The organism is Photobacterium chitinilyticum (assembly GCF_004104355.1).
GTDB classification, from domain to species: Bacteria; Pseudomonadota; Gammaproteobacteria; order Enterobacterales; family Vibrionaceae; genus Photobacterium; species Photobacterium chitinilyticum.
In genome coordinates this window covers 31,383-56,785 of sequence record NZ_RJLM01000019.1, presented here as the reverse complement: position 1 = coordinate 56,785, position 25,403 = coordinate 31,383, and the positions used below count along the sequence as shown (strand labels likewise).

The window sequence follows — 25,403 nt, the reverse complement described above, 5'->3', positions numbered from 1 at the left end:
TCCAGGTAGCCCTGCCATATTTAACCTAACGTTCTATTCTCTCGAATAAACGGTAAGTTATGCGGAAGTGGCGGAATTGGTAGACGCACCAGATTTAGGTTCTGGCGCCGCAAGGTGTGAGAGTTCAAGTCTCTCCTTCCGCACCATTATTAAGAAACCCACCCTTTGGTGGGTTTTCTTATGTCTGCAGTAAAATTAACTGTTGAGACTATTGATTTTACAACCTACAAAATGATCGTATCTCTCTGGTTGTTAAGCCGAATGTTTTTTATAACATTCGGCTTTTTCTTTATCTGTATCTTTATACTCGATCAACGCAGCCTACATACCCATAGCGTACTTCAGCACCTGCTTTTTCACCGGACCGGTATGTTCGGCCAGCTTCAGGCCGGCGTTACGCAGCAGTTTCACCGGCAGCAACGAGTTACTGAACGCGGTATAGAAAAAATCCATTCCGCTTTGCATGAGCAGATTATCCGGCCGACGTCGGCGCTCGTAGGCTTTAAGCACTGCAGGCTTAGCCCACTCCTTTCCGGCCTTTTCGGCTTCGTGCAATAATACATCGACATCTCTAAAACCAAGGTTAACTCCTTGACCAGCCAGCGGATTAATCGTGTGGGCCGCATCACCAAGCAATACCACGCCCGGCTTATAGTAACTCTGTGCATGACGACGGGTCAGCGGGAAGCTGCCGTGGTTAAGCACCTTGAATTCACCCAGCTCTTCGGGAAAGTGCGTAGTGATCTGCTCATGTAACTGATCAGCGTTCATCGTATTCAGCTGCTTGATCCGTTTCGGGCTGTCATACCATACCAAGGAGCCCTGATGTCCAGGCAAAGGAAGAAATGAGCGAGGGCCGCGGGGCGTAAACATCTGCCAGGTTATATCCTGCTGCGGAAAAGCCGTCTCAACATTAATCAGCATACAGTGCTGACGATAGTCCCAGGCCGTGATCCCGATACCTGCTTGCTGCCGCACCTGTGAATTAGCACCGTCCGCCCCAACCAGCAGCTTGGCATATAACTGGCTGCCATCATCAAGTTCAACCTGATGCCCTCCGTCAAGAGGGATCGCTTTCGTCATGCGTGCAGGACAAAGCAACGACAGGTTCGGATAGTCATCAAACTGCTGCCACAGGCTCAGCTGGATAATACGGTTTTCCACGATGTAACCCAGGCGATCCAGGTTCATTTCATCAGCGCTAAACCGAGTACGGCATTCAGGGTGCTCCCAGGTTTCAAGACGTTTGAAAGGGCAGAGTCGCATCTGCAAAATACTCTCCCAAGCCCCTAAACGCATCAGAAGGGCAACAGAATTAGGAGAAATAGCAGAAACCCGCAGATCCATCGGCTGTTCCGGGTGAAAAGGCTGTGGTGCCTTTCCCTCAATAACGGCTACGTTCAGCCCTTGCTGCGCAAAACCCAGCGCCGTCGCAGCACCGACCATGCCGCCACCTGCAACCACTACATCATATTGTTCCATATCTGGTCTCATCTCAGTGCTATACCAAATGGTCTAAACAGACTAACTCTCTGAATCTGACATTCCATAATGGGGTCAGACAATTACACCATGTTACCTGATTCCCCTCCGGCCATCAGCGATAATTCCCCTGAACTCTGCCCCTCGGCATGTTTCTTTATTATGATAGGGTATACGACTTTTTAAGCAGGTAATGTCATTAGTGATAGCTCGACTCAAACGCTGTTTTATCCGGCTTGTACTGCTCACACTGTGTTTACCTGTCATGCTGGTGATGGCAATGAAATACATAGATCCTCCAGTCTGGGGCTGGCAGATCCACCGCAGCCTATTTCCGCCAGCTGGCTACCCGGCGCAGACGACGCACCTTTGGACCGATATTCAGGACATCTCCCCAAACGCCCAGCTGGCCGTGATTGCTTCAGAAGATCAACGTTTTACCAGCCACCATGGCGTTGATATCAACGCCGTGCTTGGCATTCTCAAGCAAACCGGGGCTGACGGCCCCAGCCGCGGTGGCAGCACGATCAGCCAACAGACGGCCAAAAACTTATTTCTCTTCCCTTCCCGCTCGTTTATCCGTAAAGGTATCGAGCTTTATTTTGCCCTGTTGATGGAACTCTTATGGGATAAAAGCCGTATCCTGGAAGTCTATCTCAACATCATTGAATTTGGCCCCGGGCTATATGGCATTGAGGCTGCCAGCCAGAATTATTTCGCGATCCCCTCTCGCCAGCTGTCAGCCCAGCAAGCTGCTCAGCTCGCTGCTGTCTTACCTAATCCTTATAAGATCAAGGCTAGCCCGATGAGCACTTATGTCAGCAAGCGAAGCCGATGGATCGCCCGGCAGATGCGCCAGCTGGGCATGGGTACGCTTGACCAGCTCTAGATAATAAGTACCGTTTTGCACCCATTCACCGAACCACCAAACAAAAAGAAATACAGGTAAGTAGCCATAAACCCATAAACCATACTTTATTCAGGGTGGTGATGTTCTGGTCAGGCAGGATTTAAAGCAGTACAATACGCGGCTTGCTACAGCTAACAGCTCGTTTAACATACTGTTGGCCGAAGAAGCAATGTTGAATGCAATGAATAAACACTACGAGTGAAGAGTTAGACATGGCTAAAAAACTGCTTATTAAAACCTGGGGCTGTCAGATGAACGAATACGATTCATCAAAAATGGCCGATCTTCTTAATGCAGCCAATGGCTTCGAGTTAACGGAAGAACCAGAAGAAGCAGACGTTTTGCTGCTGAACACCTGCTCAATCCGTGAAAAGGCGCAAGAGAAAGTTTTCCATCAGCTAGGCCGCTGGAAAACACTGAAAGATAAAAAGCCGGATCTGGTGATTGGCGTGGGCGGTTGTGTAGCGACCCAGGAAGGCGACTCCATTCGCAAGCGCGCCCCTTACGTTGATGTTATCTTTGGCCCGCAGACCCTGCACCGCCTGCCAGAGATGATTAAGCGCTCGCAGTCTGACGATGCGCCGGTAATGGACATCTCTTTCCCTGAAATTGAAAAATTCGACAACCTGCCAGAGCCGCGCGCCGAAGGGGCAACTGCCTTTGTCTCCATTATGGAAGGTTGCTCAAAATACTGTACTTACTGCGTTGTTCCTTATACCCGTGGCGAAGAAGTCAGCCGTCCGCTTGATGATGTTCTGTTCGAGATCGCTCAGCTTGCTGAACAAGGCGTGCGTGAAGTCAACCTGCTTGGCCAGAACGTAAATGCCTACCGTGGTGCAACCCACGACGATGAGATTGCTTCGTTTGCCGAACTACTACGTCTGGTTGCCGCTATCGACGGAATCGACCGTATCCGTTATACCACCAGTCATCCTATCGAGTTCACTGACGACATCATTGAAGTATACAAGGATACACCTGAGCTGGTTAGCTTCCTGCACCTTCCGGTACAGAGCGGTTCTGATCGTATTCTTTCGATGATGAAGCGCCCGCACACAGCAATTGAGTACAAATCAAAAATCCGTAAGCTACGTAAGGCCCGTCCGGACATCACCATCAGTTCTGACTTCATCGTGGCATTCCCGGGTGAAAGCGATCAGGACTTCCAGGACACTATGAAGCTGATCCGCGAAATTGACTTCGATATGAGCTTCAGCTTTATCTTCTCGGCACGCCCTGGAACACCAGCGGCAGACTATCCGTGTGATCTACCAGAAGATGTGAAGAAACAGCGCTTGTATGAACTGCAGCAACAGATCAATACTCAAGCAATGCGTTACTCACGCCAGATGCTAGATACTGAACAGCGTATTCTGGTTGAAGGCCCGTCGAAAAAGAACATCATGGAACTTCGTGGCCGTACTGAAAACAGTCGCGTAGTCAACTTCGAAGGTTCAGCCGAGCTGATCGGCCAGTTCGTCGATGTGAAGATCACTGACGTATTCACCAACTCGCTACGTGGCGAGCTGGTTCGTACCGAGGCCGAAATGGATCTTCGTATTGCGATATCACCGTCTGAAGTGATGGAAAAAACACGTAAAGAAGATGAATTGGGTGTAGGCGTATATACTCCATAGTAAGACGCCAGTCTGAAGACCAGTAGGACGCGCCCTGAACAAATGGTCGCCCGGCATTTCGGGTGACCGCAATGAGAGGCAAATCTTGAGCAAAATTATCACTGTAGAATTCAATCTGGAACCCGCTAATAATCCGCGTCTTTCCAGCCTTTGCGGCCCTTTCGACGATAATATCAAACAACTTGAACGCCGTTTGGGTGTAGAAATCAACCATCGAGGCAACAGTTTTAGCGTTGTCGGCCAACCTCACACCGCCCAAGCTACCGCCCACATCATCAAAACTCTCTATGTCGATACGGCACCGGTTCGCAATACGATTCCCGATGTCGAGCCCGAGCAGATTCATCTGGCTATCAAAGAGTCCGGCGTACTTGAACAAACCACCGAAAGCACTATCCCTTATGGTAAAGAAGTCACGATCAAGACCAAGAAAGGGGTGATCAAACCACGTACGCCAAATCAGGCCCAGTACATCACCAACATGGTCACCCATGATATTACCTTTGGTGTCGGCCCTGCAGGTACCGGTAAAACCTATCTTGCGGTTGCCGCGGCTGTTGATGCTCTTGAGCGCCAAGAAATTCGTCGTATTCTGCTGACTCGCCCAGCTGTTGAAGCAGGGGAAAAGCTCGGCTTCCTGCCGGGTGATCTGAGCCAGAAAGTCGATCCGTATCTGCGTCCGCTTTATGATGCCCTATTCGAAATGTTGGGCTTTGAGCGTGTCGAGAAACTGATTGAGCGTAATGTCATTGAAGTGGCACCGCTGGCCTACATGCGTGGCCGTACCTTGAATGATGCCTTTATCATTCTTGACGAGAGCCAGAACACCACGGTCGAGCAGATGAAAATGTTCCTGACCCGTATTGGTTTCAACTCTCGGGCAGTAATCACCGGTGATGTCACCCAAATCGACTTGCCTCGCGGTGCCCGCTCCGGCCTGCGTCATGCCATCGAAGTCCTGTCGGATGTCGACGAGATCAGTTTTAACTTCTTCCAGGCCGATGACGTCGTTCGCCACCCGGTTGTAGCGCGTATTGTACAGGCCTATGAAGTATGGGAAACCGAAGATCAGAAGCAACGCAAGCTGGCCGAGCAGCGCCGCCGTGAAGAACAGCAGGCTCGACAACAAATAACGACTCCCCTTGCCGAACCGGAAAAAAGTAACTAATGGCGATTTACCTCGATCTACAATATGCCACCGAAAGTCAGGAAGGCATGCCTAGTGAAGCTGACTTTCAACAATGGCTGAACGCGGCCGTCACTCCTTTTCAGGCTGACGCCGAAGTCACGATTCGTCTTGTCGACAGTTCTGAAAGTCATACCCTTAACCACGATTACCGTGGTAAGGACAAGCCGACCAACGTATTGTCATTCCCATTTGAAGCCCCGCCAGGTGTAGAGTTAGATCTACTGGGTGACTTAATAATTTGTCGTCAAGTCGTCGAAGAAGAAGCAAAAGAGCAGAATAAACCGCTAAATGCCCACTGGGCACATATGGTTGTACACGGCAGTCTCCATCTGCTAGGTTATGATCATATCGACGATGATGAAGCCGAAGAAATGGAATCTTTGGAAACGGAGATCATGGAAAACATGGGCTTTATCGATCCGTACGCTGAAGAAAAGCGGTAACATTATCGGAAAACCGTTGTCGTATAGATACCTCATCCCAATACGGCTGATGAGGTATCAAATGACACCCCGTGGCACAGCCACTTAACTGAGAGAATTTTTTCTTAAAGCAATGAACGAAGATAACTCACAAAGCTCTGAAGGTCCGAGTAGAAAGTCCTTCTTTGAACGTATCGGCCAACTGTTCCAAGGTGAACCTCAAAACCGAGAGGAACTGGTCGAGGTCTTCCGTGATTCGGAAGTTAACGATTTGATCGACCACGACACCCGCGACATGCTCGAAGGTGTGATGGAAATTTCTGAAATGCGTGTTCGTGACATCATGATCCCGCGTTCGCAGATGGTCACTATCGAACGTTCTCAGAAGCTAGAGGACCTGATTGATTTAATTGTAGATACCCAACACTCCCGCTACCCGGTGATCAGTGATGACAAAGATCATGTCGAAGGCATACTGCTGGCAAAAGATCTGTTGCGTTACCTGCTCCCGAACAGCGAGCCATTCGATATGGACAAGGTGCTTCGCCCGGCTGTTGTCGTACCGGAAAGCAAGCGCGTAGACCGTCTGCTGAAAGAGTTCCGCGAGGAACGCTACCATATGGCGATCGTCGTTGATGAGTTTGGCGGGGTATCAGGCGTTATCACTATTGAGGACATCCTTGAACAGATTGTCGGCGAAATCGAAGACGAATTCGACGATGAGGAAGAAGAGGATATCCGTCAGTTAAGTAAGCATACTTTCGCGGTCAAGGCACTGACGACCATCGAAGACTTTAATGATATGTTCCAGACCCACTTCAGTGATGAAGAAGTCGACACCGTCGGGGGCCTGGTGATGACCAGTTTCGGACATCTGCCCAATCGCGGTGAAATCGTTGAACTCGATGGTTACTCATTCAAAGTAACATCTGCCGACAGCCGACGGGTTATTCAGTTGCAAGTGACCGTGCCTCACGAAGCACACCAACCGACAACTACATCATAGATAATGAAAAAAAGCTCATTAATTACGTGGGGACAGCTAGCAATTGCTGTCCCGGCGGGTGCACTCGCCACTCTTTCGTTTGCGCCTTATAACTACTGGTACCTCGCACCAGTTTCTCTTTTCTTCTTTTTCTACCTACTTCAACAGCAAAGCATCAAGCGCTCGGCACTGATCGGCTTCCTGTGGGGACTTGGCCTGTTTGGTACCGGCATAAGCTGGGTACATGTCAGCATCGATACCTTCGGCGGTATGCCTAAAATTGCCAGCGTGTTCCTAATGAGCATGCTAATCGGCTACCTGGCACTCTTCCCGGCGGTATTTGGAGCCCTGTTCAACCGCTTTAACCAAGGCCGACCGTTCCACCAGCTGCTGCTGAGCGGTCCGGTGATCTGGTTGTTGCTAGACTGGTTCCGTGGCTGGTTCCTGACCGGATTCCCTTGGTTGTGGATGGGCTATAGCCAGATCAACAGTCCACTGGCGGGCATCGCTCCTATCCTTGGGGTCGAAGGGATCACCCTCGCACTGGTTCTGGTCAGCGGCTCCTTGGTAGCGGCCTGGTGTGATCGTAACTGGAAACCCTTGCTGATCCCACTTCTGATCCTCGGCTTCAGTGGCTTAGCCAACAGTATTCAATGGGTCACGCCGGCACCGGAGAAAAGTGTCGAAGTCGCCCTGATCCAGGGCAATGTACCCCAGGAACTAAAATGGCTGCCGAGCCAGCGATGGCCGACCCTGATGAAGTACACCGACCTTACCCGGGAGAACTGGGATGCCGATCTGATCATCTGGCCCGAAGCGGCAATTCCCGCTCTGGAAACACAGGTGCCAACCTTCCTCCAGAACCTTGACAGTGCCGCCCGCAACAACGGCAGTACCGTTATCACCGGAGTATTGGATCAAAAAGAGAATGGCGAGTATTTCAACAATATCCTGACACTGGGAATGAACACTGACGGCCCATACCAATATGAAAGCGCCACCCGTTACAGCAAGCACCACCTGCTTCCATTTGGTGAGTTCGTACCGTTTGGCGAATTGCTGCGCCCAATCGCCCCGCTGTTCAATCTGCCGATGTCTTCATTCAGTCGCGGCGGCTTTATCCAGCCCAACCTTGAGGCCAATGGCTATTCACTTGCACCGGCCCTATGCTATGAAATTGCATTTAGCGAGCAGGTTCGCCAAAATGTCAGCATCGATACCGAACTACTGCTAACTCTCTCGAACGATGCTTGGTTCGGCACTTCTATCGGTCCGTTCCAGCATATGGAAATAGCCCAGATGCGATCGCTTGAACTGGGCAAGCCTCTACTGCGGGCAACCAATAATGGTGTAACAGGCGTGGTTGATCATCACGGCCAGATCGTCAAGCAAATCCCGCAGTTTGAAAAAGCAGTGCTAAGAGCAACAGTGGTTCCAACCGAAGGACTAACGCCTTTTACCACCTTGGGAAGCTGGCCACTGTATCTCTATATCTTGTGGTCGCTCACTCTCTCAATGATTCTGATAAAACGCCGTGCGGGACACTTTCGCGATCATCGGCCACAGGAAATTGAGTAATCCCAATGAGGATAAGCTCCAAAAAGCTTAATAGGAACTGAAAAGGCGAAGATTAACTCTTCGCCTTTTTATTGATATTGCTACTATAAAAGTTGTTATGAATATCGTCCGGTACCAACAAGGAAGCACCTATGAAAACCGTCAACCGAGTGTTCGCCATGTTAGGCTCACTTGCCCTACTATGTATCGCCTCCGGCTCTGTCGCCAAGGAAGATATTGATACCCAAGCAACCCTAAGCCACTTTCAAGAAGCTAGGCAAACTCAGCCCTTTTTTGATTCAGCCTACGGTTACGCGGTATTTCCCACTGTAGGCAAGGGCGGCTTCTGGGTCGGCGGGGCTTATGGCAGCGGTACCGTCTATAAAAACGGAGCAATAACTGGCACGACCAAGCTCTACCTGGTTTCCTTTGGCCTGCAGTTTGGCGGCCAGTCATACAGCGAGATTATATTTTTCCAGGACAAGCGAGCCTACGAGCGCTTTACCAGTGGTAGCTTTGAACTTGATGCACAAGCCTCTGCGGTTGCCCTGACGGAGGGGGCCCAGGCAAAAGCAGGAACTGCCGGTCTCAGCGCAAGCTCAGGGCAACAGTTTATCGATGCCAACTACACCAACGGTATGGCTATATTCACCTATGCCAAGGGCGGAATGATGATCGAGGCCTCGCTGGCCGGACAGACATTTAGCTTCGAGCCTTTGAGTCAAAATAAGTAACTCGGCAATATAAAATCAGTAAAAGCGCATATAAAACCAAACTTATTCACCAGCAAAATTAGTAGCTATAGAGATATAATTCGATCATATATCACAACCTCAAAAGGCCCCCTCTGAAACAGATACTTCTTTTTTAGTTGTGCTTCCATACTCTTCATCTTTCTTCTGAAAACCTCCCCAAAATATGAACACTGGGATTGAGGAATAATCGTCCTCATAATAATAACTTACCAAGGAAGAAAGATGAGAATATTACCTACAACCCTGGCTATGCTTATTGCAAGCTGCCCGGCGTTCGCGCAAAACAACGAACCTATTACCGATCAGGTCATCGTCAAATACCGCGCCAACAATCCAATGATGCTGACTGACTCCTCACCGAGTAATGGCATCGCGCAGTTACAGCAAGTAACCGATGCCGATATAACCTATATCCGTACTAGTGCCAACAATACCCACATACTGAAAGTTGCCGATCAGGATAAACTCCAAACAGTTATTGAACAGCTGAATCAAAATCCCGCCATTGAATATGCCGAACCTGACCGGATCATGTGGCCAACTGCAACACCTAATGACCCCGAGTTCAGCAAACAATGGCATTACTCTTCTTCGGTCAGCGGGATCAACCTACCTAAAGCCTGGGATGTCACTACTGGCGGGGCCGATGTTGTTGTCGCCGTCATCGATACCGGAATACTGCCCGATCACCCGGACTTGATGAACAATCTTCTGCCCGGTTATGACTTCATAAAAAATGCAGAAGCGGCACGTGACGGCAATGCCCGAGACAGTGACGCGACGGATGAGGGGGACTGGCTCATCGCTGGTCAATGCGGGCAAAATTACCCACCGCGCGACAGAAACTCTTCCTGGCATGGTACCCACGTTGCCGGCACCATCGCTGCCGAAGGCAATAACGGTCAAGGGGGAACGGGGGTTGCCTGGTCAGCCAGCATCTTGCCTGTACGGGTACTCGGTGCCTGCGGTGGTTACACGTCTGATATTACCGACGGCATGCGTTGGGCGGCAGGTTTACAGGTCGCCGGCGTTCCTGCCAACCCCTACCCGGCCAAAGTCCTAAACCTCAGCCTTGGAGGCAAAGGAGCGTGCGGATACACTTACCAGCAGGCGATTAATGATGTGAGAGCCAAAGGGGCTGCTGTGATTGTGGCCGCCGGAAACAGCAATCAGGATGTCAGCGGGTTCACACCAGGCAGCTGCCAGGGTGTCATATCAGTTGCTTCCAACAACAAAGAGGGCAACCGCGCCTTCTATTCCAACTATGGTGCAAAGGTTGACGTCACGGCTCCGGGCGGCGGCCGATCCGGCGGTATTCTGTCAAGCTACAACTCCGGCCTCCGACAGGCCGAGCACCATACCTACGACTATTCGATGGGCACGAGTATGGCTGCGCCGCACATTGCCGGTATCGCCGCTCTGATGTATTCACTGGATACCAGCCTGACACCGGACCAAGTCGAACAGTACATTACCGAAACATCACGTGAATTCCCGGCAGGCAGCAGCTGTAACACTTCCAACTGCGGTACTGGCATTGCCGACACCTTTGCGGCCTTGCAGCGGGTGAAGGGAATCATACCGACGCCAAAACCGAATCCTCAGCCGGGTACCCTCGATTGCAGCAACATCCCGCAATGGGCTGCAAGCTCTGTGTATCAAGCCGGTGAACAAGCCCAGCAAAACGGTATTGCCTACCAAGCGAACTGGTGGACCCAAAGTCAATCACCGGCTGAGAACAGCACAAACTGGGCAGTATGGAGCAAGCTAGGCCAATGCAAGTAAATCCACTCTAGATAGACTCTCCGCGGGCTGAAAAGCCCGCGTTTTCATTGCCTGCAATGATTAAGGGGACAGCGGTCGGCGGGTAAACTGGGTATGGCCGCATTTAAGGCAGGGCTCAATCTTTTTCACGTGGGTGATCAATTCGTGGTGCCCGCATTTCTCACAGACTAGGTTACCAAGGCCTATGATCTCCCCAGCTTGGTAAACGCCCTGATGCTGTAGATCATCCATCACCTCGTGCCATTCAATTTGGGTCTTATCGGTAATTTCGGCCAATCCTTCCCAAATTGTTTCTGACACCACGCGGTAAAACGGGCTTTCCGAAAACGGTTCGGGGCTCTCCTCGACATTTTTGCCGAACTCTTTCAAATCTCGTTTCAAGTAGGCTGAAATTAGTGCCCATTCGTCCTTGGTCATATCGCTGGCAGCCTGACGGTATTTAGCTGTCGTTTCTGCCCATTGCTTAAGCTCATCAGGACTATGCTTAAGGGTTTCAGTTACCTGCTCAAGTAGCGCCTCGTATTCCTTTTTTTGCTTAGCCATAGGTCACCTCCTATCTCTGTAGCGCGATTCGGTCTATTGGTGTTGTTAACTCCAACAATAGAGGCCAGAACTAACAATTACTATCCGAATTGGTCTCAGCTATTGTTGACACCTCTGCCTTTAGTTATTCTATGTCGATTATATTGAATGTGTTTGTACTCAACTCACAAAATCCTGGATGTCATCGATGCAAGAACAATATCGCCCACAGGACATTGAACAGAAAGTTCAAGAACACTGGGACAACAACAAGACCTTTGTTGTAAGTGAAGACCCAAATAAAGAAAAATTCTACTGTCTCTCCATGTTCCCGTACCCAAGCGGTCGACTGCACATGGGTCACGTTCGCAACTACACCATCGGTGATGTCGTTTCACGTTACCAGCGCTTGCAAGGCAAAAATGTTATGCAGCCAATTGGTTGGGATGCATTTGGCCTGCCAGCAGAAAATGCGGCAGTAAAAAACAACACCGCACCAGCCCCATGGACTTATGAAAACATTGAGTACATGAAGAACCAGCTTAAATCACTAGGCTTGGGTTACGACTGGAGCCGTGAGTTCGCAACATGTACCCCTGAGTACTACCGTTGGGAACAAGAGTTTTTCACTAAGCTTTACAGCAAAGGCTTGGTTTACAAGAAGACTTCGTCTGTAAACTGGTGCCCGAACGACCAAACGGTACTGGCTAACGAGCAAGTAGAAGACGGTTGCTGCTGGCGTTGTGATACTCCAGTAGAACAAAAGAAAATTCCTCAGTGGTTCATTAAGATCACTGAATATGCACAAGAGCTGCTTGACGATCTGGATAACCTTGATGGTTGGCCTGAAATGGTGAAAACCATGCAGCGCAACTGGATTGGTCGCTCTGAAGGTGTTGAACTGTCTTTCGCTGTTAACGGCGAAGAAGCACCTCTAGAAGTCTACACAACGCGTCCAGATACCCTTATGGGCGTATCTTACGTTGGTATCGCTGCCGGTCACCCTCTTGCAGAAAAGGCATCTAAGAACAACCCTGAGCTTGCGGCTTTCGTTGATGAATGTCGTAACACCAAAGTTGCTGAAGCTGAACTAGCAACAATGGAAAAGAAAGGTATGGATACTGGCCTAACGGCTATCCACCCTCTTAACGGCCGTGTGGTTCCTGTTTACGTAGCTAACTTCGTACTAATGGATTACGGCACAGGTGCGGTAATGGCGGTTCCTGCTCACGATCAACGTGACTACGAATTTGCGACTAAGTACGGCATCGACATCATTCCAGTAATCAAACCAGAAGACGGTTCTGAGCTAGATGTATCAGAAGCGGCATACACTGAAAAAGGTGTACTGTTTGATTCTGGCGAATTTGATGGCCTAACTTTCCAAGCAGCGTTCGATGCGATTGCCGCGAAACTGGAAGCTGAAGGTAAAGGTAAGAAGACAGTTAACTTCCGTCTACGCGACTGGGGTGTATCTCGTCAACGTTACTGGGGGGCGCCAATCCCGATGGTAACAACGGAAGATGGGGAAGTTCACCCGGTTCCTGCTGATCAACTACCCGTAATTCTTCCGGAAGACGTGGTAATGGATGGCGTGACAAGCCCGATCAAAGCAGATAAAGAGTGGGCAAAAACCACCTTTAACGGCGAGCCAGCACTGCGTGAAACCGATACCTTCGATACCTTCATGGAATCATCTTGGTACTACGCACGTTACTGTTCACCACAAGCTGACGATATCCTAGATCCAGAAAAAGCAAACTACTGGCTACCAGTAGACCAGTACGTTGGTGGTATTGAGCACGCTTGTATGCACCTACTGTACTCGCGCTTCTTCCACAAACTACTACGTGACGCAGGTTACGTAACATCTGACGAGCCGTTCAAGCAACTGCTATGTCAAGGTATGGTACTGGCTGATGCTTTCTACCACACCAACGACAAAGGCACCAAAGAGTGGATCGCACCAACGGATGTTGAAATCGAGCGTGACAGCAAAGGTCGCATCGAGAAAGCCGTGGATAACCAAGGCCGTGACGTAACACACTCAGGCATGATCAAAATGTCTAAGTCGAAAAACAACGGTATCGACCCGCAAGAGATGGTAGACAAATACGGTGCTGATACCGTTCGTCTATTCATGATGTTTGCATCACCTGCAGACATGACACTTGAATGGCAGGAGTCTGGCGTTGAAGGTGCTAACCGTTTCCTAAAACGTGTATGGAAATTGGTTAACGAGCATGCATCAAAAGGTGCTGCAGAAGCTGTTGATGTCTCTGCGCTATCTTCTGATCAAAAAGCACTGCGTCGTGATGTTCACAAGACCATTGCAAAAGTAAGCGATGATATTGGCCGTCGTCAGACATTCAATACCGCAATTGCTGCCATCATGGAACTGATGAACAAACTTGCGAAAGCATCTCAAGAATCAGTACAAGATCGTGCACTGCTTGATGAAGCGCTAAAAGCTATCGTTCGTATGCTGTACCCAATGACACCACACATCAGCTACGAAATGTGGGAAGCATTAGGTGAAAGCAACATCGACCAAGCCGTCTGGCCTGAAGCCGATGCAAGTGCATTGGTTGAAGATGAAAAACTGATCATCGTACAGGTAAACGGTAAGCTACGTGCCAAGCTGACAGTTGCTGCTGACTCGACCAAAGAACAGGTTGAAGATATAGCACTAAACGATGAGAACGTAACCAAGTTCACTGACGACAAGACCATTCGTAAAGTGATCTACGTTCCTGGTAAATTGCTGAATATTGTCGCGAACTAAAGCAATTTATTCGTGCCTAATCAGTGGTCCCCGTAAATCGGGGGCCACTGGACGGCTCCCAACCGGTCCACCCACTATCTCTGCCGGTTTAACGACGTTAACCGGTCAGTTTCCACTTAATTTTTCATGGAGCAGACTCGGTGAAAGCTTTCTTTTCCTTAAAAAGCACAATCCGAACCCTCTTTGTTGCAGTCATGGCTCTTGCCACTGCTTCTTGTGGTTTCCACCTCCGCGGTAACTATATGTTGCCCGATGACATCGCCAAACTATCCCTGACCAGCTTTGACCAATACGGTCAGCTAACGCGGCAGGTTGAATCCCAGTTCAAGCTGCATGGCGTTGAATCCGTACCGCCGTCAGAGACAGTACCGAACTTGCACCTGATCAGCGAATCACTCGGCGAACGTACCTTATCGTTGTACCAAAATAGCCGTGCGGCTGAGTACGAGCTTACTTACGTTGTCAGCTACAACATTGTCGTTCCTGAGAAAGGAAGCCAGACTTACAGTACGAAGGTCAACCGTACTTTCCTCGACAACCCACTGACAGCACTGGCCAAGTCGGTCGAACGCGATATGATTGAGGACGAAATGCGCCAGCAGGCTTCGCGCCAGATCATGCGTCAGCTCGCTCGCCTGACGGCAGTTTTCAATAAACTGGAAGAAGAAGAGCTGGAGGCAATGCTTGAAGACAACAGCGATAAGTCGGCAAATACCACGGTAACGACAGAAGCGCTGGAAGACACACAGGCAGGCAACGCCCTCTTTGCCGACGAGACAAACCCGAGCAACACAGCAGAATGAGAATTTATCCGGAACAACTGACGCAGCAGCTAAGCAAAGGGCTGCGTCAAGCCTATCTTCTGTTCGGCAACGAACCGCTGCTAAAGCAGGAATGCGGCAATCAAATTAAACAAACAGCCCAGCAAGCCGGGTTTGACGAACGCCACTCGTTTACTATTGATAACCAGCTAGACTGGAACCAGGTACTCGACTGCACACAGGCAATGAGCCTCTTCTCCTCACGCCAAATCATCGAATTGGAAGTGGCGGAAACAGGTCTCAATGCCAACCAGGCCAAAGCGCTCCAAGAAGTGATTGCCACCTTGCACAATGACATTCTGTTGCTGATGCATGGCCCGCGCCTGAATAAAAAGCAGGAAAGTGCCAAGTGGTTCAAGACGGTTGCCGATCTGGGCCTGTATATTCCGTGCAATACCCCCGACGCCCGGCACCTACCGCGTTTTATCCAGGGACGATGCCAGCAGCTAGGGCTCCAGCCCGATCACGAGTCTGTTTTGATGCTGGCACAATGGCATGAAGGGAACTTGCTGGCACTGGCGCAAAGCCTGCAAAAACTCACCTTGCTTTACCCTGATGGCGCATTAACAGTGATCCGTCTCGAGGAGGCGCTGAGCCGCCATAACCATTACACACCATTCCAGCTTATCGATGCCGTTCTTGCCGGACAGAGCAAACGCAGCCAGCGGGTACTTCGTCAGTTGGAAGGCGAAGGAATCGAGGCGGTGATTCTGCTGCGTACCCTACAGCGAGAGCTGACTCAGCTATATAAGATGCAGGAAATGGGTAGCAAGGGGACCCCACTTAACATTATTTTTGAGCAGTTTCGCATCTGGCAAAGCCGCCGTGAGGTATATATCGGTGCGCTACACCGCTTACCGCTCAAAACGCTGGTACAGCTATTGCGGCAACTGGCAAGACTTGAGGTAGAAATCAAAACGAACTTTGATTTTCAACCCTGGCCGGCTCTCTCTGCCCTGTGTGCAGAAATGTGTGGCATACGGACACACACCATAGTCCAGTAGTTTTCACGCAATTACCGATGCTTGACGCTCACCTTCTGAATCACCGTTAATTATTTAAGTTGGTATTTATGTAAAGTTACTGCCAACTTGTATCGAACGGGCTTGTGCATGGTATACTGCGCCGCTAAATTGTGACTCAGATCGATCTGGGGCCGACTAAATTACACCAATCACTCAAATGAGGGGATTCCTTTGCAGGTTCAAGAACTACACGATTTTATTGTTGATAAAGTTGACGATATTAAAGCCCAGGACATTGTGACACTAGACGTACGCGGAAAGTCGAGCATCACAGAGTTCATGGTAGTGTGTACGGGTACATCTAATCGCCATGTAGCCTCGATTGCGGATCACGTCAACAAAGAGTCAAAACTGATCGATTATCCTCCATTTGGGATCAGCGGTGAAGACGATGGCGAATGGGTTGTGGTAGATATGGGTAGTGTGATGCTACATATCATGCAGGAAGACACACGTAACCTGTACCAACTGGAGAAGCTTTGGGGCTAATTGACAATGAAGCTTCAATTAATTGCCGTGGGCAATAAGATGCCCAAATGGGTCGAAGAAGGCTATAAAGAGTATAGCCGCCGCTTCCCAAAAGATATGCCGTTGGAACTAATAGAGATCCCGGCTGGAAAACGGGGAAAAAATGCCGATATCGCCCGCATTTTGCAAAAAGAAGGCGAAGCGATGCTGGCAGCCGTAGCCAAAGGGAACCGAATTGTGACCCTGGATATTCCGGGCAAGCGCTGGGATACCGAGCAACTTGCCGAGCAGCTGGAAAGCTGGAAGCTGGACGGTCGTGATGTTTCGATCCTGATCGGCGGGCCGGAAGGCTTGGCTCCAGCATGTAAAGCTGCAGCAGATCAAAGCTGGTCGTTATCTCCCCTGACACTTCCCCACCCTTTGGTACGGGTGGTGATGGCAGAAAGCCTCTACCGTGCGTGGAGCATTACCGCTAACCATCCTTACCACAGAGAATAATTGCCAATGAGACAAAAGCGAACCCAGATCCGCGACCATCGGGCTGAGTCGGCGCTCTTTTTCCGCCGGGCTCTTGTCTCATTTATCGGCATCCTTGCGCTGGTAGGTCTGCTGCTCACTAACCTGTACCACATCCAGGTCAGCCAGCATGATGACTACCAGACCCGCTCAAATGACAACCGAATAAAAATTGTTCCAGTATCACCAAACCGCGGACTGATCTACGACCGTAACGGTATCCTTCTGGCCGAAAACCGCCCAGTCTACTCACTGGAGATCACGACGGAAAAAGTCGACGATCTTGAAGATACTTTTACCCGCCTGAGAGAGTTAATGGCAATCACCGACGAAAATATCGCGCGATTCCGCAAAGAGCGCCGCCGAACTCGTCGATTCAAATCGGTTCCAATTTTGAACCAGCTGTCTGAACAGCAGGTTGCTCTATTTTCCGTTAACCAGCATAACTTCCCCGGAGTAGAGGTCAAAGCCTACCTCAAGCGATACTACCCCTACGGCGATGCTATGACTCATGTGCTGGGTTACGTTGCCAAGATCAATGATCGCGATCTCCAGCGTCTTGAGCGCGAGGAGAAAGTAAGCAACTACAAAGCAACCCGTGATATGGGTAAGCTAGGGATCGAAAAATACTACGAGGATCTGCTTCACGGCACCTCCGGCTACCAGGAAGTCGAGGTAAACAGCCGCGGACGAGTCATCCGCACTCTAAAGTATGTTCCGCCGATCCCGGGCAAGGATATCCGCCTTAACCTCGATATTGAGCTGCAGTTATATGTCAAAGAACTACTGACAGAACGTATGCTGGATCCGGATACCGGTGAGGAAATCATCAAATACAAACGTGGCTCAGTCGTCGTACTTGATCCGCGAGACTCTTCGATACTAGCCATGATATCGAGTCCAAGCTACGACCCGAATCTCTTTGTTCACGGAATTTCAAGTAAGAAATACCGCGAACTCCTGAACGACAAAAACCGCCCACTTGTTAACCGCGTAACACTGGGAATTTACCCGCCGGCCTCAACAATAAAGCCAATGATGGCCGTTGCAGCATTGAGCGAAGGCGTGATCACAACGCGTACCATCCGTAACGATCCTGGCTACTGGAAGATCCCGAATTCCAATAGCCGTCCATTCCGTGACTGGAAGCGCTGGGGGCATGGCAAGGTCAATATCAGCAAGGCGATTGAAGAATCCGTCGATACCTTCTTCTACCAGGTTGCCTATGATCTGGGTATCGACCGTATCTCTGACTGGATGAGCCGTTTTGGCTACGGTGACTACACTGGCATCGATATCCATGAGGAAAGCAAAGCCAATATGCCGACCCGAGAGTGGAAACAGGCGCGATTCCGTCAGCCATGGTATCAGGGTGATACCATTCCGGTCGGGATAGGCCAGGGCTACTGGACAGCGACACCGTTGCAAATCGCCAAAGCAACTACAGTATTGGTTAATAACGGTATTGTTCGTGCGCCACACCTACTTAAAGACATCATTGATAATGATGCTACCGTTCCGGCTAAGTTTGATGAATACCCACCCATCACCAACGTCGATCAAAAATATTGGGACATCGCCAAAAACGGCATGTACCGGGTGCTGTTCGGGACCCGCGGTACGGCTCGCCGTGCGTTTTATGGTGCCGAATACAAAGCCGGCGGCAAGTCAGGTTCAGCACAGGTCTTCGGTCTGGCTGAAGACCAAAAATATAACGCGGAAGAACTCGAAGAGCACCTGCGCGATCATGCCTTATTTACAGCTTTTGCACCCTATGAAAAGCCAGAAATTGTGGTCTCGATGGTACTTGAAAATGCAGGCGGCGGCTCATCCAATGGTGGCCCTGTCGCTCGTAAAATCTTCGACCATATACTGCTCAAACCCAAGCTACCAGACCAATCACAAACGGTAACTGGTGCCAAGTTAGCCGAGGTAAGTCAATGAGTGTGATGGCCGCGACAGGAAAGAAACGAACCCTCAGTGATCGCCTGCATCTCGATATGCCGCTTCTACTGGGCATACTGACGCTGATGGCTTTTGCTCTGCTGGTTATGTACAGTGCCAGCGGCCAAAGCCTGCCGATGATGGAGCGCCAGGCTGTTCGTATGTGCCTATCGCTTGGCGTGATGTTTATCCTCGCCCAAATAGCTCCGCGCCACTACGAAACGTGGGCCCCCTATCTGTTCGGTGTCGGACTGCTACTGTTGCTTGGCGTCTTGTTTTTTGGCGAGGCGTCAAAAGGGGCACAGCGCTGGCTGAACTTAGGTTTCGTCCGCTTCCAGCCATCGGAACTGATCAAGCTGGCGGTACCACTGATGGTCGCACGCTTTATCGGCAACCAGCCCCTGCCCCCTAGCTTTCGTAACATCGTCATTGCGCTGGTTATGATCTTTGTCCCGACAATTCTGATTGCCAAGCAGCCTGATCTCGGTACCTCTATCCTGATTGCTGCATCAGGTGTATTCGTCCTGTTCCTGTCCGGTATCAGCTGGCGGATCATCGGTGCGGCTGGCGTACTGCTCGGAGCATTTATCCCGGTGTTATGGCTGTTCCTGATGCGCGACTACCAGCGTACCCGAGTACTGACCTTGTTCAATCCGGAATCGGATCCGCTCGGGGCGGGTTACCACATTATTCAATCAAAAATAGCAATCGGCTCGGGAGGTATGGCCGGCAAGGGATGGATGCAAGGCACCCAGTCCCAGTTAGAGTTTTTGCCCGAACGCCACACCGACTTTATCTTTGCGGTGATTGCCGAGGAATGGGGGCTGATCGGCGTGATTTGCCTGCTCGCGATCTACCTATTTATTATTGGTCGAGGACTCATGCTTGCCAGCCGGGCACAGACGGCATTTGGCCGTATGATGGCCGGCAGTATCGTACTGAGCTTTTTCGTCTATATCTTTGTTAACATCGGCATGGTTAGCGGCCTATTACCGGTGGTAGGGGTTCCCCTTCCTCTGGTCAGCTATGGCGGGACCTCCATGGTAACCCTGATGGCTGGCTTCGGGATCCTGATGTCTATTCACACCCATAGAAAAATGTTGTCTAAGGCGACCTAAATGCGCGCATATCCTATTTTACTATTACTCTTTCTGGCAGGCTGTAGCTCGACAACGAGCAGTGAGCGCTACGATATTGCCGATGATGTCGCCCCTGAATCGTCGCCGACACTGGACCATATTGAAAATGCCCAACCTCGCTATGAGTCCAGAAGCTTAGCCGGCAACAAAGACTACACGCTACGTGGCCAGGACTATAAAATAGTGGATGCCAACACTGTCTTTACCGAAGAAGGCTATGCCTCCTGGTACGGAAAAAAATTTCACGGTCACAAAACCTCGAACGGCGAGATTTATGACATGTACTCGATGACGGCAGCCCACAAGACCCTTCCTCTGCCAAGCTATGTCAAGGTCACCAATACCGATAATGGCAAAACGGCGATTGTTCGGGTCAACGACCGCGGCCCATTTCACGAAGGTCGAATCATTGATTTAAGCATGGCGGCGGCGGCAAAACTGGATGTGGTCAAACACGGAACGGCCCCGGTCAAAATTGAACTGATCCAAGTGCCCAAGCCAGAATCTTCCGATGAGTGGCAAAGCGCCAACCCGCATTTCTATTTCGTGCAATTGGCAGCCGTCACCGATGAAATCAAAGCAAAAAAAATGGCTATGCAGCTAGAGCAAGACTTTTCCACCCAAGTCGACTTGGAAAAAGCCGAATCGGCAGAAGTATACCGCCTTCGCCTCGGTCCTTACCTGGACCGCGACGAGGCAATTTTCCAGCGAGACAAAGCGAAAGCCAACCTCTACCCGCAAGCATTCATTATTACCTCACAACGTGAGCTGGAACAAAAGTAACAATCTGGACTCTATCAATAACGGGCTTGCACATATTTATGTCAGAGAATAGTAAGAATTATAAACTTGCCGCCTTCGGGGGCGGCAAAACTGGTTCTAAGTTTTCAATCTGATATAGTGTGTAAAGTTTTTTTGCAATCGACAAATTAAGTTACAACTATCATGAAGAAATCTGCTGCACTTATTCGTTCTGTAGCTGTATCAGCGACTATGCTAGCGTCAGCTTCTATCGCAGCTGCACCAGCTGTAGTACCTGAAGCCCCTCAGATTGCTGCTAAGGGCTACGTCCTGATGGACTACCACTCAGGTAAAATTCTTGCCGGAAACAAAGAATATGTTCAGATCCCGCCGGCGAGCCTGACCAAAATGATGACCAGCTACGTCATCGGTCAGGAAGTCAGTCGAGGCAACATCTCGATGGATGACACGGTGGTGATCAGTAAGAATGCGTGGGCCAAGAACTTCCCAGGCTCATCAAAGATGTTTATTGAAGTCGGTAGCGAAGTCAAAGTCGCCGACCTCAATCGCGGTATTGTTATCCAGTCGGGTAACGATGCCTGTGTCGCAATGGCTGAGCATGTCGCCGGTTCGGAAGAGTCTTTTGTCGATTTAATGAATGCCTGGGCCAAGACCCTAGGTATGGACTCCACCAACTTTGCCAATGTTCATGGTCTTGATAACCCGAAACTGCTGACAACCCCCTATGACATGGCGCTCCTGGCGCAGGGCCTGATCCGTGACGTTCCGGATGAATTTGCGATCTATAAAGAAAAGTCGTTTACTTACAACGGCATCACTCAGTACAACCGCAACAGCCTTCTGTGGGATAAAAGCCTAAACGTTGACGGTCTGAAAACCGGCCATACCAACAATGCCGGTTACAGCCTGGTCAGTACGGCAACCGAAGGAAAAATGCGCCTCATCTCGGTGGTGATGGGCACCAAGAGCCCGAATGCCCGTAAAGCCGAAAGCAAGAAGCTGCTAAACTATGGTTTCCGTTTCTTTGAAACCGTGTCACCGCACAAAGCCAACGAAACTTTCGTGACCGAAAAGGTCTGGATGGGTGATGCGGATGAAGTCTCACTGGGTGTCAGCGAAGATACCTTCGTCACCCTGCCTCGCGGCCAAACCAAGGATTTGAAAGCCAGCTTTGTATTGGAGAAAGAGCTAAAAGCCCCGATTGCCAAAGGCGATATAGTGGGTAAGCTTTACTACCGTGTGGGTGAGGAAGACATTGCCGAGTACCCGCTTCTGGCATTGAATGATGTTAACGAAGGTGGTCTGTTCAGTCGCTTAATTGATTATATTATGTTGCTGTTTAAAGGCTGGGTGAGCTAATCCAGCTTACTGAAAACCAATAGAAAGAGGCAACTAATGTTGCCTCTTTTTGTATCTGCCCCCCATCACCACCACAGTCAGATGCTTGTTTTATAGCGGTTGAGCCATTAATATGCTCTGCTAAAACACCGTAATGCCGAATGCTAAACCCTGGAGTTCAGAATGCAGCAGCAAGAACAACCAAAACTAAAAGACCTACTCGAATTTCCTTGTAAGTTTGCCTACAAGGTGATGGGTTACAACAAACCTGAGCTACCGGATCTGGTTGTTGAAGTTATTCAGCGCCACGCCCCAGGTGATTATACCCCGACAGTAAAACCAAGTGGCAAGGGTACTTACAGTGCTGTTTCTGTTTCGATCACCGCAACATCGATCGAGCAAGTCGAAACGCTGTATAAAGAGCTGGGCGAGATTGATATTGTCCGCGTGGTCCTTTAATCGCACCAGAAAGTCCCTACAATTTGGAGGCTGTATAACTGTCCGCCAAGTTTTATAATGCACCCATATGCGGTGTCATTTACCCAGGTGTAGCCTGGCGACAATATGGGTGTTAAATTGCAAAAAAATATTATTATTCGGAACCTTGGCCGTCGAGACTACGAAGCAACTTGGCAGGCCATGCACGAATTCACAGATCAACGCGGTTCAGAAACCACGGACGAAGTTTGGCTGGTTGAACACAACCCCGTATTCACCCAGGGCCAGGCAGGTAAAGCCGAGCACTTGCTCAATACAGGCGACATACCTGTGGTACAAAGCGATCGTGGCGGCCAGGTAACCTATCATGGTCCGGGCCAGCAAATCGCTTATATTCTGATTGATCTGCGACGTATTAAACTCGGTGTACGTGACTTGGTCACTCACATCGAGAATACGGTAATAAACACTCTTTCCCGTTTTGGGGTTGAGTCCAATGCCCGCCCGGATGCGCCAGGTGTGTATGTCGACGACAAGAAGATATGCTCACTGGGCCTACGTATCAGGCGTGGTTGCTCTTTTCATGGTCTGGCACTCAATATCAACATGGACCTGGCGCCATTTTTACGCATCAACCCATGCGGCTATCAGGGGATGGAAATGACCCAGCTAGCATCAATGAATGGCCCATCTGAACTGGCAGAAGTTCAGCCTGTACTAATAGAAGAGCTAGTCAAACTGCTCGATTACCAGAGCGTAGAGTGGAAAACGGAAAGCAATTCATATGAGCAAACCAATTAAGATCGAACAAGGTGTCAAATACCGTGATGCCGATAAAATGGCGCTGATCCCTGTCCGTAGCGTGACAGAAGAAGCACCGAAAGAAATGCTGCGTAAGCCTGAGTGGATGAAAATCAAGCTTCCCTCTGACAGCCAGCGTATCCAGGACATCAAGTCAGCCATGCGCAAGAACAACCTTCACTCTGTATGTGAAGAGGCATCTTGTCCAAACCTGGCGGAATGTTTTAACCACGGTACTGCAACCTTCATGATTCTGGGTGCAATCTGTACCCGTCGTTGCCCATTCTGCGACGTAGCCCACGGCCGTCCGCTAACGCCAAATGCAGAAGAACCAACTCAGCTAGCACAGACTATCGCTGATATGAAGCTACGCTATGTTGTTGTCACCTCAGTAGACCGTGACGATCTGCGCGACGGTGGTGCCCAGCACTTTGCTGACTGTACTCGCGAAATACGAGCCAAGAGCCCGGAAATCAAGATTGAAACACTGGTCCCGGACTTCCGAGGGCGGATGGATCGTGCTCTGGACATTCTGCGTGACAGCCCGCCAGATGTCTTCAACCACAACCTTGAAACGGCACCCCGCCTGTACCGTAAGGCACGTCCGGGAGCAAACTACCAGTGGTCGCTAGATCTGCTGAAAAAATTCAAGGAAATGCACCCTGAAGTTCCGACCAAGTCGGGTCTGATGATGGGTCTTGGTGAAACCAAGGAAGAGATTGTCGAGGTACTGAAAGATCTACGAGCTCATGGCGTTACCATGCTGACACTTGGACAGTACTTGGCTCCTAGTCGCCATCACCTGCCTGTTGAGCGTTATGTACCACCGGCAGAGTTTGACGAGCTGAAAGAAATCGCATTGGAGCTGGGCTTTACCCACGCAGCCTGCGGCCCATTTGTTCGCTCTTCATACCATGCAGATATGCAGGCACAAGGCGAAGAAGTGAAATAACGAGTAGTAGCGAGATACGGGATTCTTGTAACTTATTCGTCGCGCCTCGATATTATGACTAAAAAAACCGCTGCGGCATTGCCGAAGCGGTTTTTGTCGTTTTGAACCAATCAAATTAGCTATTATTGGCGCGATCAATCGCTGCAGCAAATACCGGAGCCAGGCTCTTCAGCGCTTCCTCGGTAACAGGTTTACCATCGGTATCTGTTACAGTCACTGATGTCCGGTTACCCAGATCACCCAACTGCAGGTTGTACGTGCGATCATCCAACTGGATCGGCTTGGTACCGAGCTCGGTCCAGAACTCATCATCCGGCGAACGGAACTTCACTTCTACGACACCCTGAGAGCGGTTACGCCCTTCAACGGTAAAGCCAAGCTGGCCCAGTACGTCCGGAAGGCGCTCCCAGAACACGTTATAAGGTGCGCGGGCAATAATCACCGGCAAGCCACTGCGATCCTGTCCCATCGAGATAGGGATCTGCTTAACCAGCTCCTGTGCTCGCAATCTCGCCAAGTCACGCTCCTGTTGATCATAACGTGCCGTGATCAGGTTGGTCATCAGAATGCTGTAGCGCTCTTTGTTAATCGCAGAAACCGGCTTTTCGACACTGCCTTCACGCCAGTCAATCAGGGTTATCCGATAACTATTACTGCTTGAATCAGAGGACTTTTCAATTCGGTAACGACTACCTATCGCATTTTCCTCGTCCTCATTCATCCAGTTAACCCAGTCGGTTTCCATCACACTGGCAGACTGGTTGCGTAACTGGATATTCTGTTCGGCAATCAAACGTTGGGTCAGCGTCCATACCTTCGTCAGCTCTTCCGGCTTCGCCAACATCAGTGTCACGCCATCAGAATCTTTGACGGTACGAGCACCAGGGATCAACGCCAATACCTGCTGAGGCGGACGGATATCAACCGCTGGACCGAGCTCTCCCGGATAGTTCTGAGCCGGAACTGCATAATCGTTCACCTGAGAATTTTGTGCCCCGCTTGGTAAACTCCACGACTCCAGAGGCTTCGTTTCAAGATAGGTAAAATCTTGATTTGCCTGGCGACGACGTTCCGCCCCGCCAGAACATCCCGCCAATGTGGCAACCATTACAGCAGTTACCACCAGCCTGTATTTATAATTCATTAAGCTTCTGCGCTCCTACGCTCTAG

At 50.1% G+C, this 25,403-nt stretch carries 23 protein-coding genes and 1 tRNA gene; 21 read left to right on the top strand and 3 right to left on the bottom strand.

Going from position 1 to position 25,403, the window contains the following annotated elements:
- The first annotated feature begins 61 nt into the window (after positions 1–61).
- Positions 62–146: transfer RNA gene (locus tag EDI28_RS23825), tRNA-Leu, on the top strand.
- Between the two features lie 175 nt (positions 147–321).
- Here the strand turns inward: EDI28_RS23825 and EDI28_RS23820 are convergent.
- Positions 322–1,482, bottom strand: coding sequence for a 2-octaprenyl-3-methyl-6-methoxy-1,4-benzoquinol hydroxylase (locus EDI28_RS23820; protein ID WP_128786379.1), 1,161 nt, complete (start codon positions 1,480–1,482; stop codon positions 322–324).
- Positions 1,483–1,675: 193 nt separating this feature from the next.
- On the opposite strand from EDI28_RS23820, the gene mtgA reads away from it, so the two are divergent.
- The 8 genes from mtgA (at position 1,676) to EDI28_RS23780 (ending at position 10,722) form a co-directional block, all read left to right on the top strand.
- Positions 1,676–2,371 (top strand): monofunctional biosynthetic peptidoglycan transglycosylase, encoded by a 696-nt coding sequence (gene mtgA, locus EDI28_RS23815; protein WP_128786378.1) that lies wholly within the window; start codon positions 1,676–1,678, stop codon positions 2,369–2,371.
- A 233-nt stretch (positions 2,372–2,604) separates the two neighbouring features.
- Positions 2,605–4,029 carry a tRNA (N6-isopentenyl adenosine(37)-C2)-methylthiotransferase MiaB gene (miaB, locus tag EDI28_RS23810; RefSeq protein WP_128786377.1) on the top strand — a complete coding sequence of 475 codons (1,425 nt, stop codon included), beginning with the start codon at positions 2,605–2,607 and terminating at the stop codon, positions 4,027–4,029.
- A gap of 82 nt (positions 4,030–4,111) precedes the next feature.
- Positions 4,112–5,197, top strand: a complete 1,086-nt coding sequence (locus EDI28_RS23805; protein ID WP_128786376.1) for a PhoH family protein — start codon at positions 4,112–4,114, stop codon at positions 5,195–5,197.
- On the top strand, positions 5,197–5,661 hold the full coding sequence (ybeY, locus tag EDI28_RS23800; RefSeq protein ID WP_128786375.1) for an rRNA maturation RNase YbeY: 465 nt from the start codon (positions 5,197–5,199) through the stop codon (positions 5,659–5,661). Before EDI28_RS23805 ends, ybeY begins: the two co-directional genes overlap by 1 nt.
- Before the next feature lie 112 nt (positions 5,662–5,773).
- A complete protein-coding gene (gene corC, locus EDI28_RS23795) occupies positions 5,774–6,646 on the top strand; it encodes a CNNM family magnesium/cobalt transport protein CorC (RefSeq protein WP_128786374.1) in 873 nt (290 codons plus the stop codon).
- 3 nt (positions 6,647–6,649) lie between these two features.
- Complete coding sequence (gene lnt / locus EDI28_RS23790; RefSeq protein ID WP_128786373.1) at positions 6,650–8,203, top strand: apolipoprotein N-acyltransferase; 1,554 nt, start codon at positions 6,650–6,652, stop codon at positions 8,201–8,203.
- 131 nt (positions 8,204–8,334) lie between these two features.
- Complete coding sequence (locus tag EDI28_RS23785; RefSeq protein ID WP_128786372.1) at positions 8,335–8,916, top strand: lipid-binding SYLF domain-containing protein; 582 nt, start codon at positions 8,335–8,337, stop codon at positions 8,914–8,916.
- Between the two features lie 243 nt (positions 8,917–9,159).
- Positions 9,160–10,722 carry a S8 family serine peptidase gene (locus EDI28_RS23780; RefSeq protein ID WP_128786371.1) on the top strand — a complete coding sequence of 521 codons (1,563 nt, stop codon included), beginning with the start codon at positions 9,160–9,162 and terminating at the stop codon, positions 10,720–10,722.
- Positions 10,723–10,782: 60 nt separating this feature from the next.
- Here the strand turns inward: EDI28_RS23780 and EDI28_RS23775 are convergent, their stop codons facing one another.
- Positions 10,783–11,265, bottom strand: coding sequence for a zinc ribbon-containing protein (locus tag EDI28_RS23775; RefSeq protein ID WP_128786370.1), 483 nt, complete (start codon positions 11,263–11,265; stop codon positions 10,783–10,785).
- Between the two features lie 187 nt (positions 11,266–11,452).
- Between EDI28_RS23775 and leuS the strand changes: the two genes are divergently transcribed.
- The 12 genes from leuS (at position 11,453) to lipA (ending at position 24,233) form a co-directional block, all read left to right on the top strand.
- Positions 11,453–14,029, top strand: coding sequence for a leucine--tRNA ligase (gene leuS / locus EDI28_RS23770; RefSeq protein ID WP_128786369.1), 2,577 nt, complete (start codon positions 11,453–11,455; stop codon positions 14,027–14,029).
- 140 nt (positions 14,030–14,169) lie between these two features.
- Positions 14,170–14,832 (top strand): LPS-assembly lipoprotein LptE, encoded by a 663-nt coding sequence (locus tag EDI28_RS23765; RefSeq protein WP_128786368.1) that lies wholly within the window; start codon positions 14,170–14,172, stop codon positions 14,830–14,832.
- Complete coding sequence (holA, locus tag EDI28_RS23760) at positions 14,829–15,854, top strand: DNA polymerase III subunit delta (protein WP_128786367.1); 1,026 nt, start codon at positions 14,829–14,831, stop codon at positions 15,852–15,854. Before EDI28_RS23765 ends, holA begins: the two co-directional genes overlap by 4 nt.
- Positions 15,855–16,046: 192 nt before the next feature.
- Positions 16,047–16,364, top strand: coding sequence for a ribosome silencing factor (gene rsfS, locus EDI28_RS23755; protein ID WP_128786366.1), 318 nt, complete (start codon positions 16,047–16,049; stop codon positions 16,362–16,364).
- 6 nt (positions 16,365–16,370) lie between these two features.
- Positions 16,371–16,841 carry a 23S rRNA (pseudouridine(1915)-N(3))-methyltransferase RlmH gene (gene rlmH, locus EDI28_RS23750; RefSeq protein ID WP_128786365.1) on the top strand — a complete coding sequence of 157 codons (471 nt, stop codon included), beginning with the start codon at positions 16,371–16,373 and terminating at the stop codon, positions 16,839–16,841.
- Positions 16,842–16,847: 6 nt separating this feature from the next.
- Positions 16,848–18,803 (top strand): penicillin-binding protein 2, encoded by a 1,956-nt coding sequence (gene mrdA / locus EDI28_RS23745; RefSeq protein ID WP_128786364.1) that lies wholly within the window; start codon positions 16,848–16,850, stop codon positions 18,801–18,803.
- Complete coding sequence (rodA, locus tag EDI28_RS23740; protein WP_128786363.1) at positions 18,800–19,921, top strand: rod shape-determining protein RodA; 1,122 nt, start codon at positions 18,800–18,802, stop codon at positions 19,919–19,921. Before mrdA ends, rodA begins: the two co-directional genes overlap by 4 nt.
- The gene (locus EDI28_RS23735; protein WP_128786362.1) at positions 19,922–20,725 is read left to right on the top strand and encodes a septal ring lytic transglycosylase RlpA family protein; all 804 of its coding nucleotides are present in this window, start codon (positions 19,922–19,924) and stop codon (positions 20,723–20,725) included.
- Positions 20,726–20,887: 162 nt separating this feature from the next.
- A complete protein-coding gene (locus EDI28_RS23730; protein ID WP_128786361.1) occupies positions 20,888–22,063 on the top strand; it encodes a serine hydrolase in 1,176 nt (391 codons plus the stop codon).
- Between the two features lie 162 nt (positions 22,064–22,225).
- Positions 22,226–22,501 (top strand): DUF493 family protein YbeD, encoded by a 276-nt coding sequence (gene ybeD, locus EDI28_RS23725; RefSeq protein WP_128786360.1) that lies wholly within the window; start codon positions 22,226–22,228, stop codon positions 22,499–22,501.
- Between the two features lie 105 nt (positions 22,502–22,606).
- Complete coding sequence (gene lipB, locus EDI28_RS23720; protein ID WP_428431272.1) at positions 22,607–23,281, top strand: lipoyl(octanoyl) transferase LipB; 675 nt, start codon at positions 22,607–22,609, stop codon at positions 23,279–23,281.
- Positions 23,265–24,233 (top strand): lipoyl synthase, encoded by a 969-nt coding sequence (lipA, locus tag EDI28_RS23715; protein WP_128786358.1) that lies wholly within the window; start codon positions 23,265–23,267, stop codon positions 24,231–24,233. The genes lipB and lipA overlap by 17 nt, the downstream gene beginning before the upstream one ends.
- Before the next feature lie 115 nt (positions 24,234–24,348).
- Here the strand turns inward: lipA and bamC are convergent, their stop codons facing one another.
- A complete protein-coding gene (gene bamC / locus EDI28_RS23710) occupies positions 24,349–25,377 on the bottom strand; it encodes an outer membrane protein assembly factor BamC (RefSeq protein WP_128786357.1) in 1,029 nt (342 codons plus the stop codon).
- Positions 25,378–25,403: the final 26 nt, after the last annotated feature.

Excerpts from the sequence above, each read along its gene's own strand:
- EDI28_RS23735 (WP_128786362.1), top strand. The coding sequence starts at position 19,922 with ATGCGCGCATATCCTATTTTACTATTACTCTTTCTGGCAGGCTGTAGC.
- mtgA (WP_128786378.1), top strand. The coding sequence starts at position 1,676 with ATGTCATTAGTGATAGCTCGACTCAAACGCTGTTTTATCCGGCTTGTA.
- lnt (WP_128786373.1), top strand. The coding sequence starts at position 6,650 with ATGAAAAAAAGCTCATTAATTACGTGGGGACAGCTAGCAATTGCTGTC.
- ybeD (WP_128786360.1), top strand. The coding sequence starts at position 22,226 with ATGCAGCAGCAAGAACAACCAAAACTAAAAGACCTACTCGAATTTCCT.
- EDI28_RS23785 (WP_128786372.1), top strand. The coding sequence starts at position 8,335 with ATGAAAACCGTCAACCGAGTGTTCGCCATGTTAGGCTCACTTGCCCTA.
- rlmH (WP_128786365.1), top strand. The coding sequence starts at position 16,371 with ATGAAGCTTCAATTAATTGCCGTGGGCAATAAGATGCCCAAATGGGTC.
- holA (WP_128786367.1), top strand. The coding sequence starts at position 14,829 with ATGAGAATTTATCCGGAACAACTGACGCAGCAGCTAAGCAAAGGGCTG.
- rodA (WP_128786363.1), top strand. The coding sequence starts at position 18,800 with ATGAGTGTGATGGCCGCGACAGGAAAGAAACGAACCCTCAGTGATCGC.
- ybeY (WP_128786375.1), top strand. The coding sequence starts at position 5,197 with ATGGCGATTTACCTCGATCTACAATATGCCACCGAAAGTCAGGAAGGC.
- corC (WP_128786374.1), top strand. The coding sequence starts at position 5,774 with ATGAACGAAGATAACTCACAAAGCTCTGAAGGTCCGAGTAGAAAGTCC.
- lipA (WP_128786358.1), top strand. The coding sequence starts at position 23,265 with ATGAGCAAACCAATTAAGATCGAACAAGGTGTCAAATACCGTGATGCC.
- miaB (WP_128786377.1), top strand. The coding sequence starts at position 2,605 with ATGGCTAAAAAACTGCTTATTAAAACCTGGGGCTGTCAGATGAACGAA.
- leuS (WP_128786369.1), top strand. The coding sequence starts at position 11,453 with ATGCAAGAACAATATCGCCCACAGGACATTGAACAGAAAGTTCAAGAA.
- mrdA (WP_128786364.1), top strand. The coding sequence starts at position 16,848 with ATGAGACAAAAGCGAACCCAGATCCGCGACCATCGGGCTGAGTCGGCG.
- EDI28_RS23730 (WP_128786361.1), top strand. The coding sequence starts at position 20,888 with ATGAAGAAATCTGCTGCACTTATTCGTTCTGTAGCTGTATCAGCGACT.
- EDI28_RS23820 (WP_128786379.1), bottom strand. The coding sequence starts at position 1,482 with ATGGAACAATATGATGTAGTGGTTGCAGGTGGCGGCATGGTCGGTGCT.
- EDI28_RS23775 (WP_128786370.1), bottom strand. The coding sequence starts at position 11,265 with ATGGCTAAGCAAAAAAAGGAATACGAGGCGCTACTTGAGCAGGTAACT.
- EDI28_RS23780 (WP_128786371.1), top strand. The coding sequence starts at position 9,160 with ATGAGAATATTACCTACAACCCTGGCTATGCTTATTGCAAGCTGCCCG.
- bamC (WP_128786357.1), bottom strand. The coding sequence starts at position 25,377 with ATGAATTATAAATACAGGCTGGTGGTAACTGCTGTAATGGTTGCCACA.
- lipB (WP_428431272.1), top strand. The coding sequence starts at position 22,607 with ATGGGTGTTAAATTGCAAAAAAATATTATTATTCGGAACCTTGGCCGT.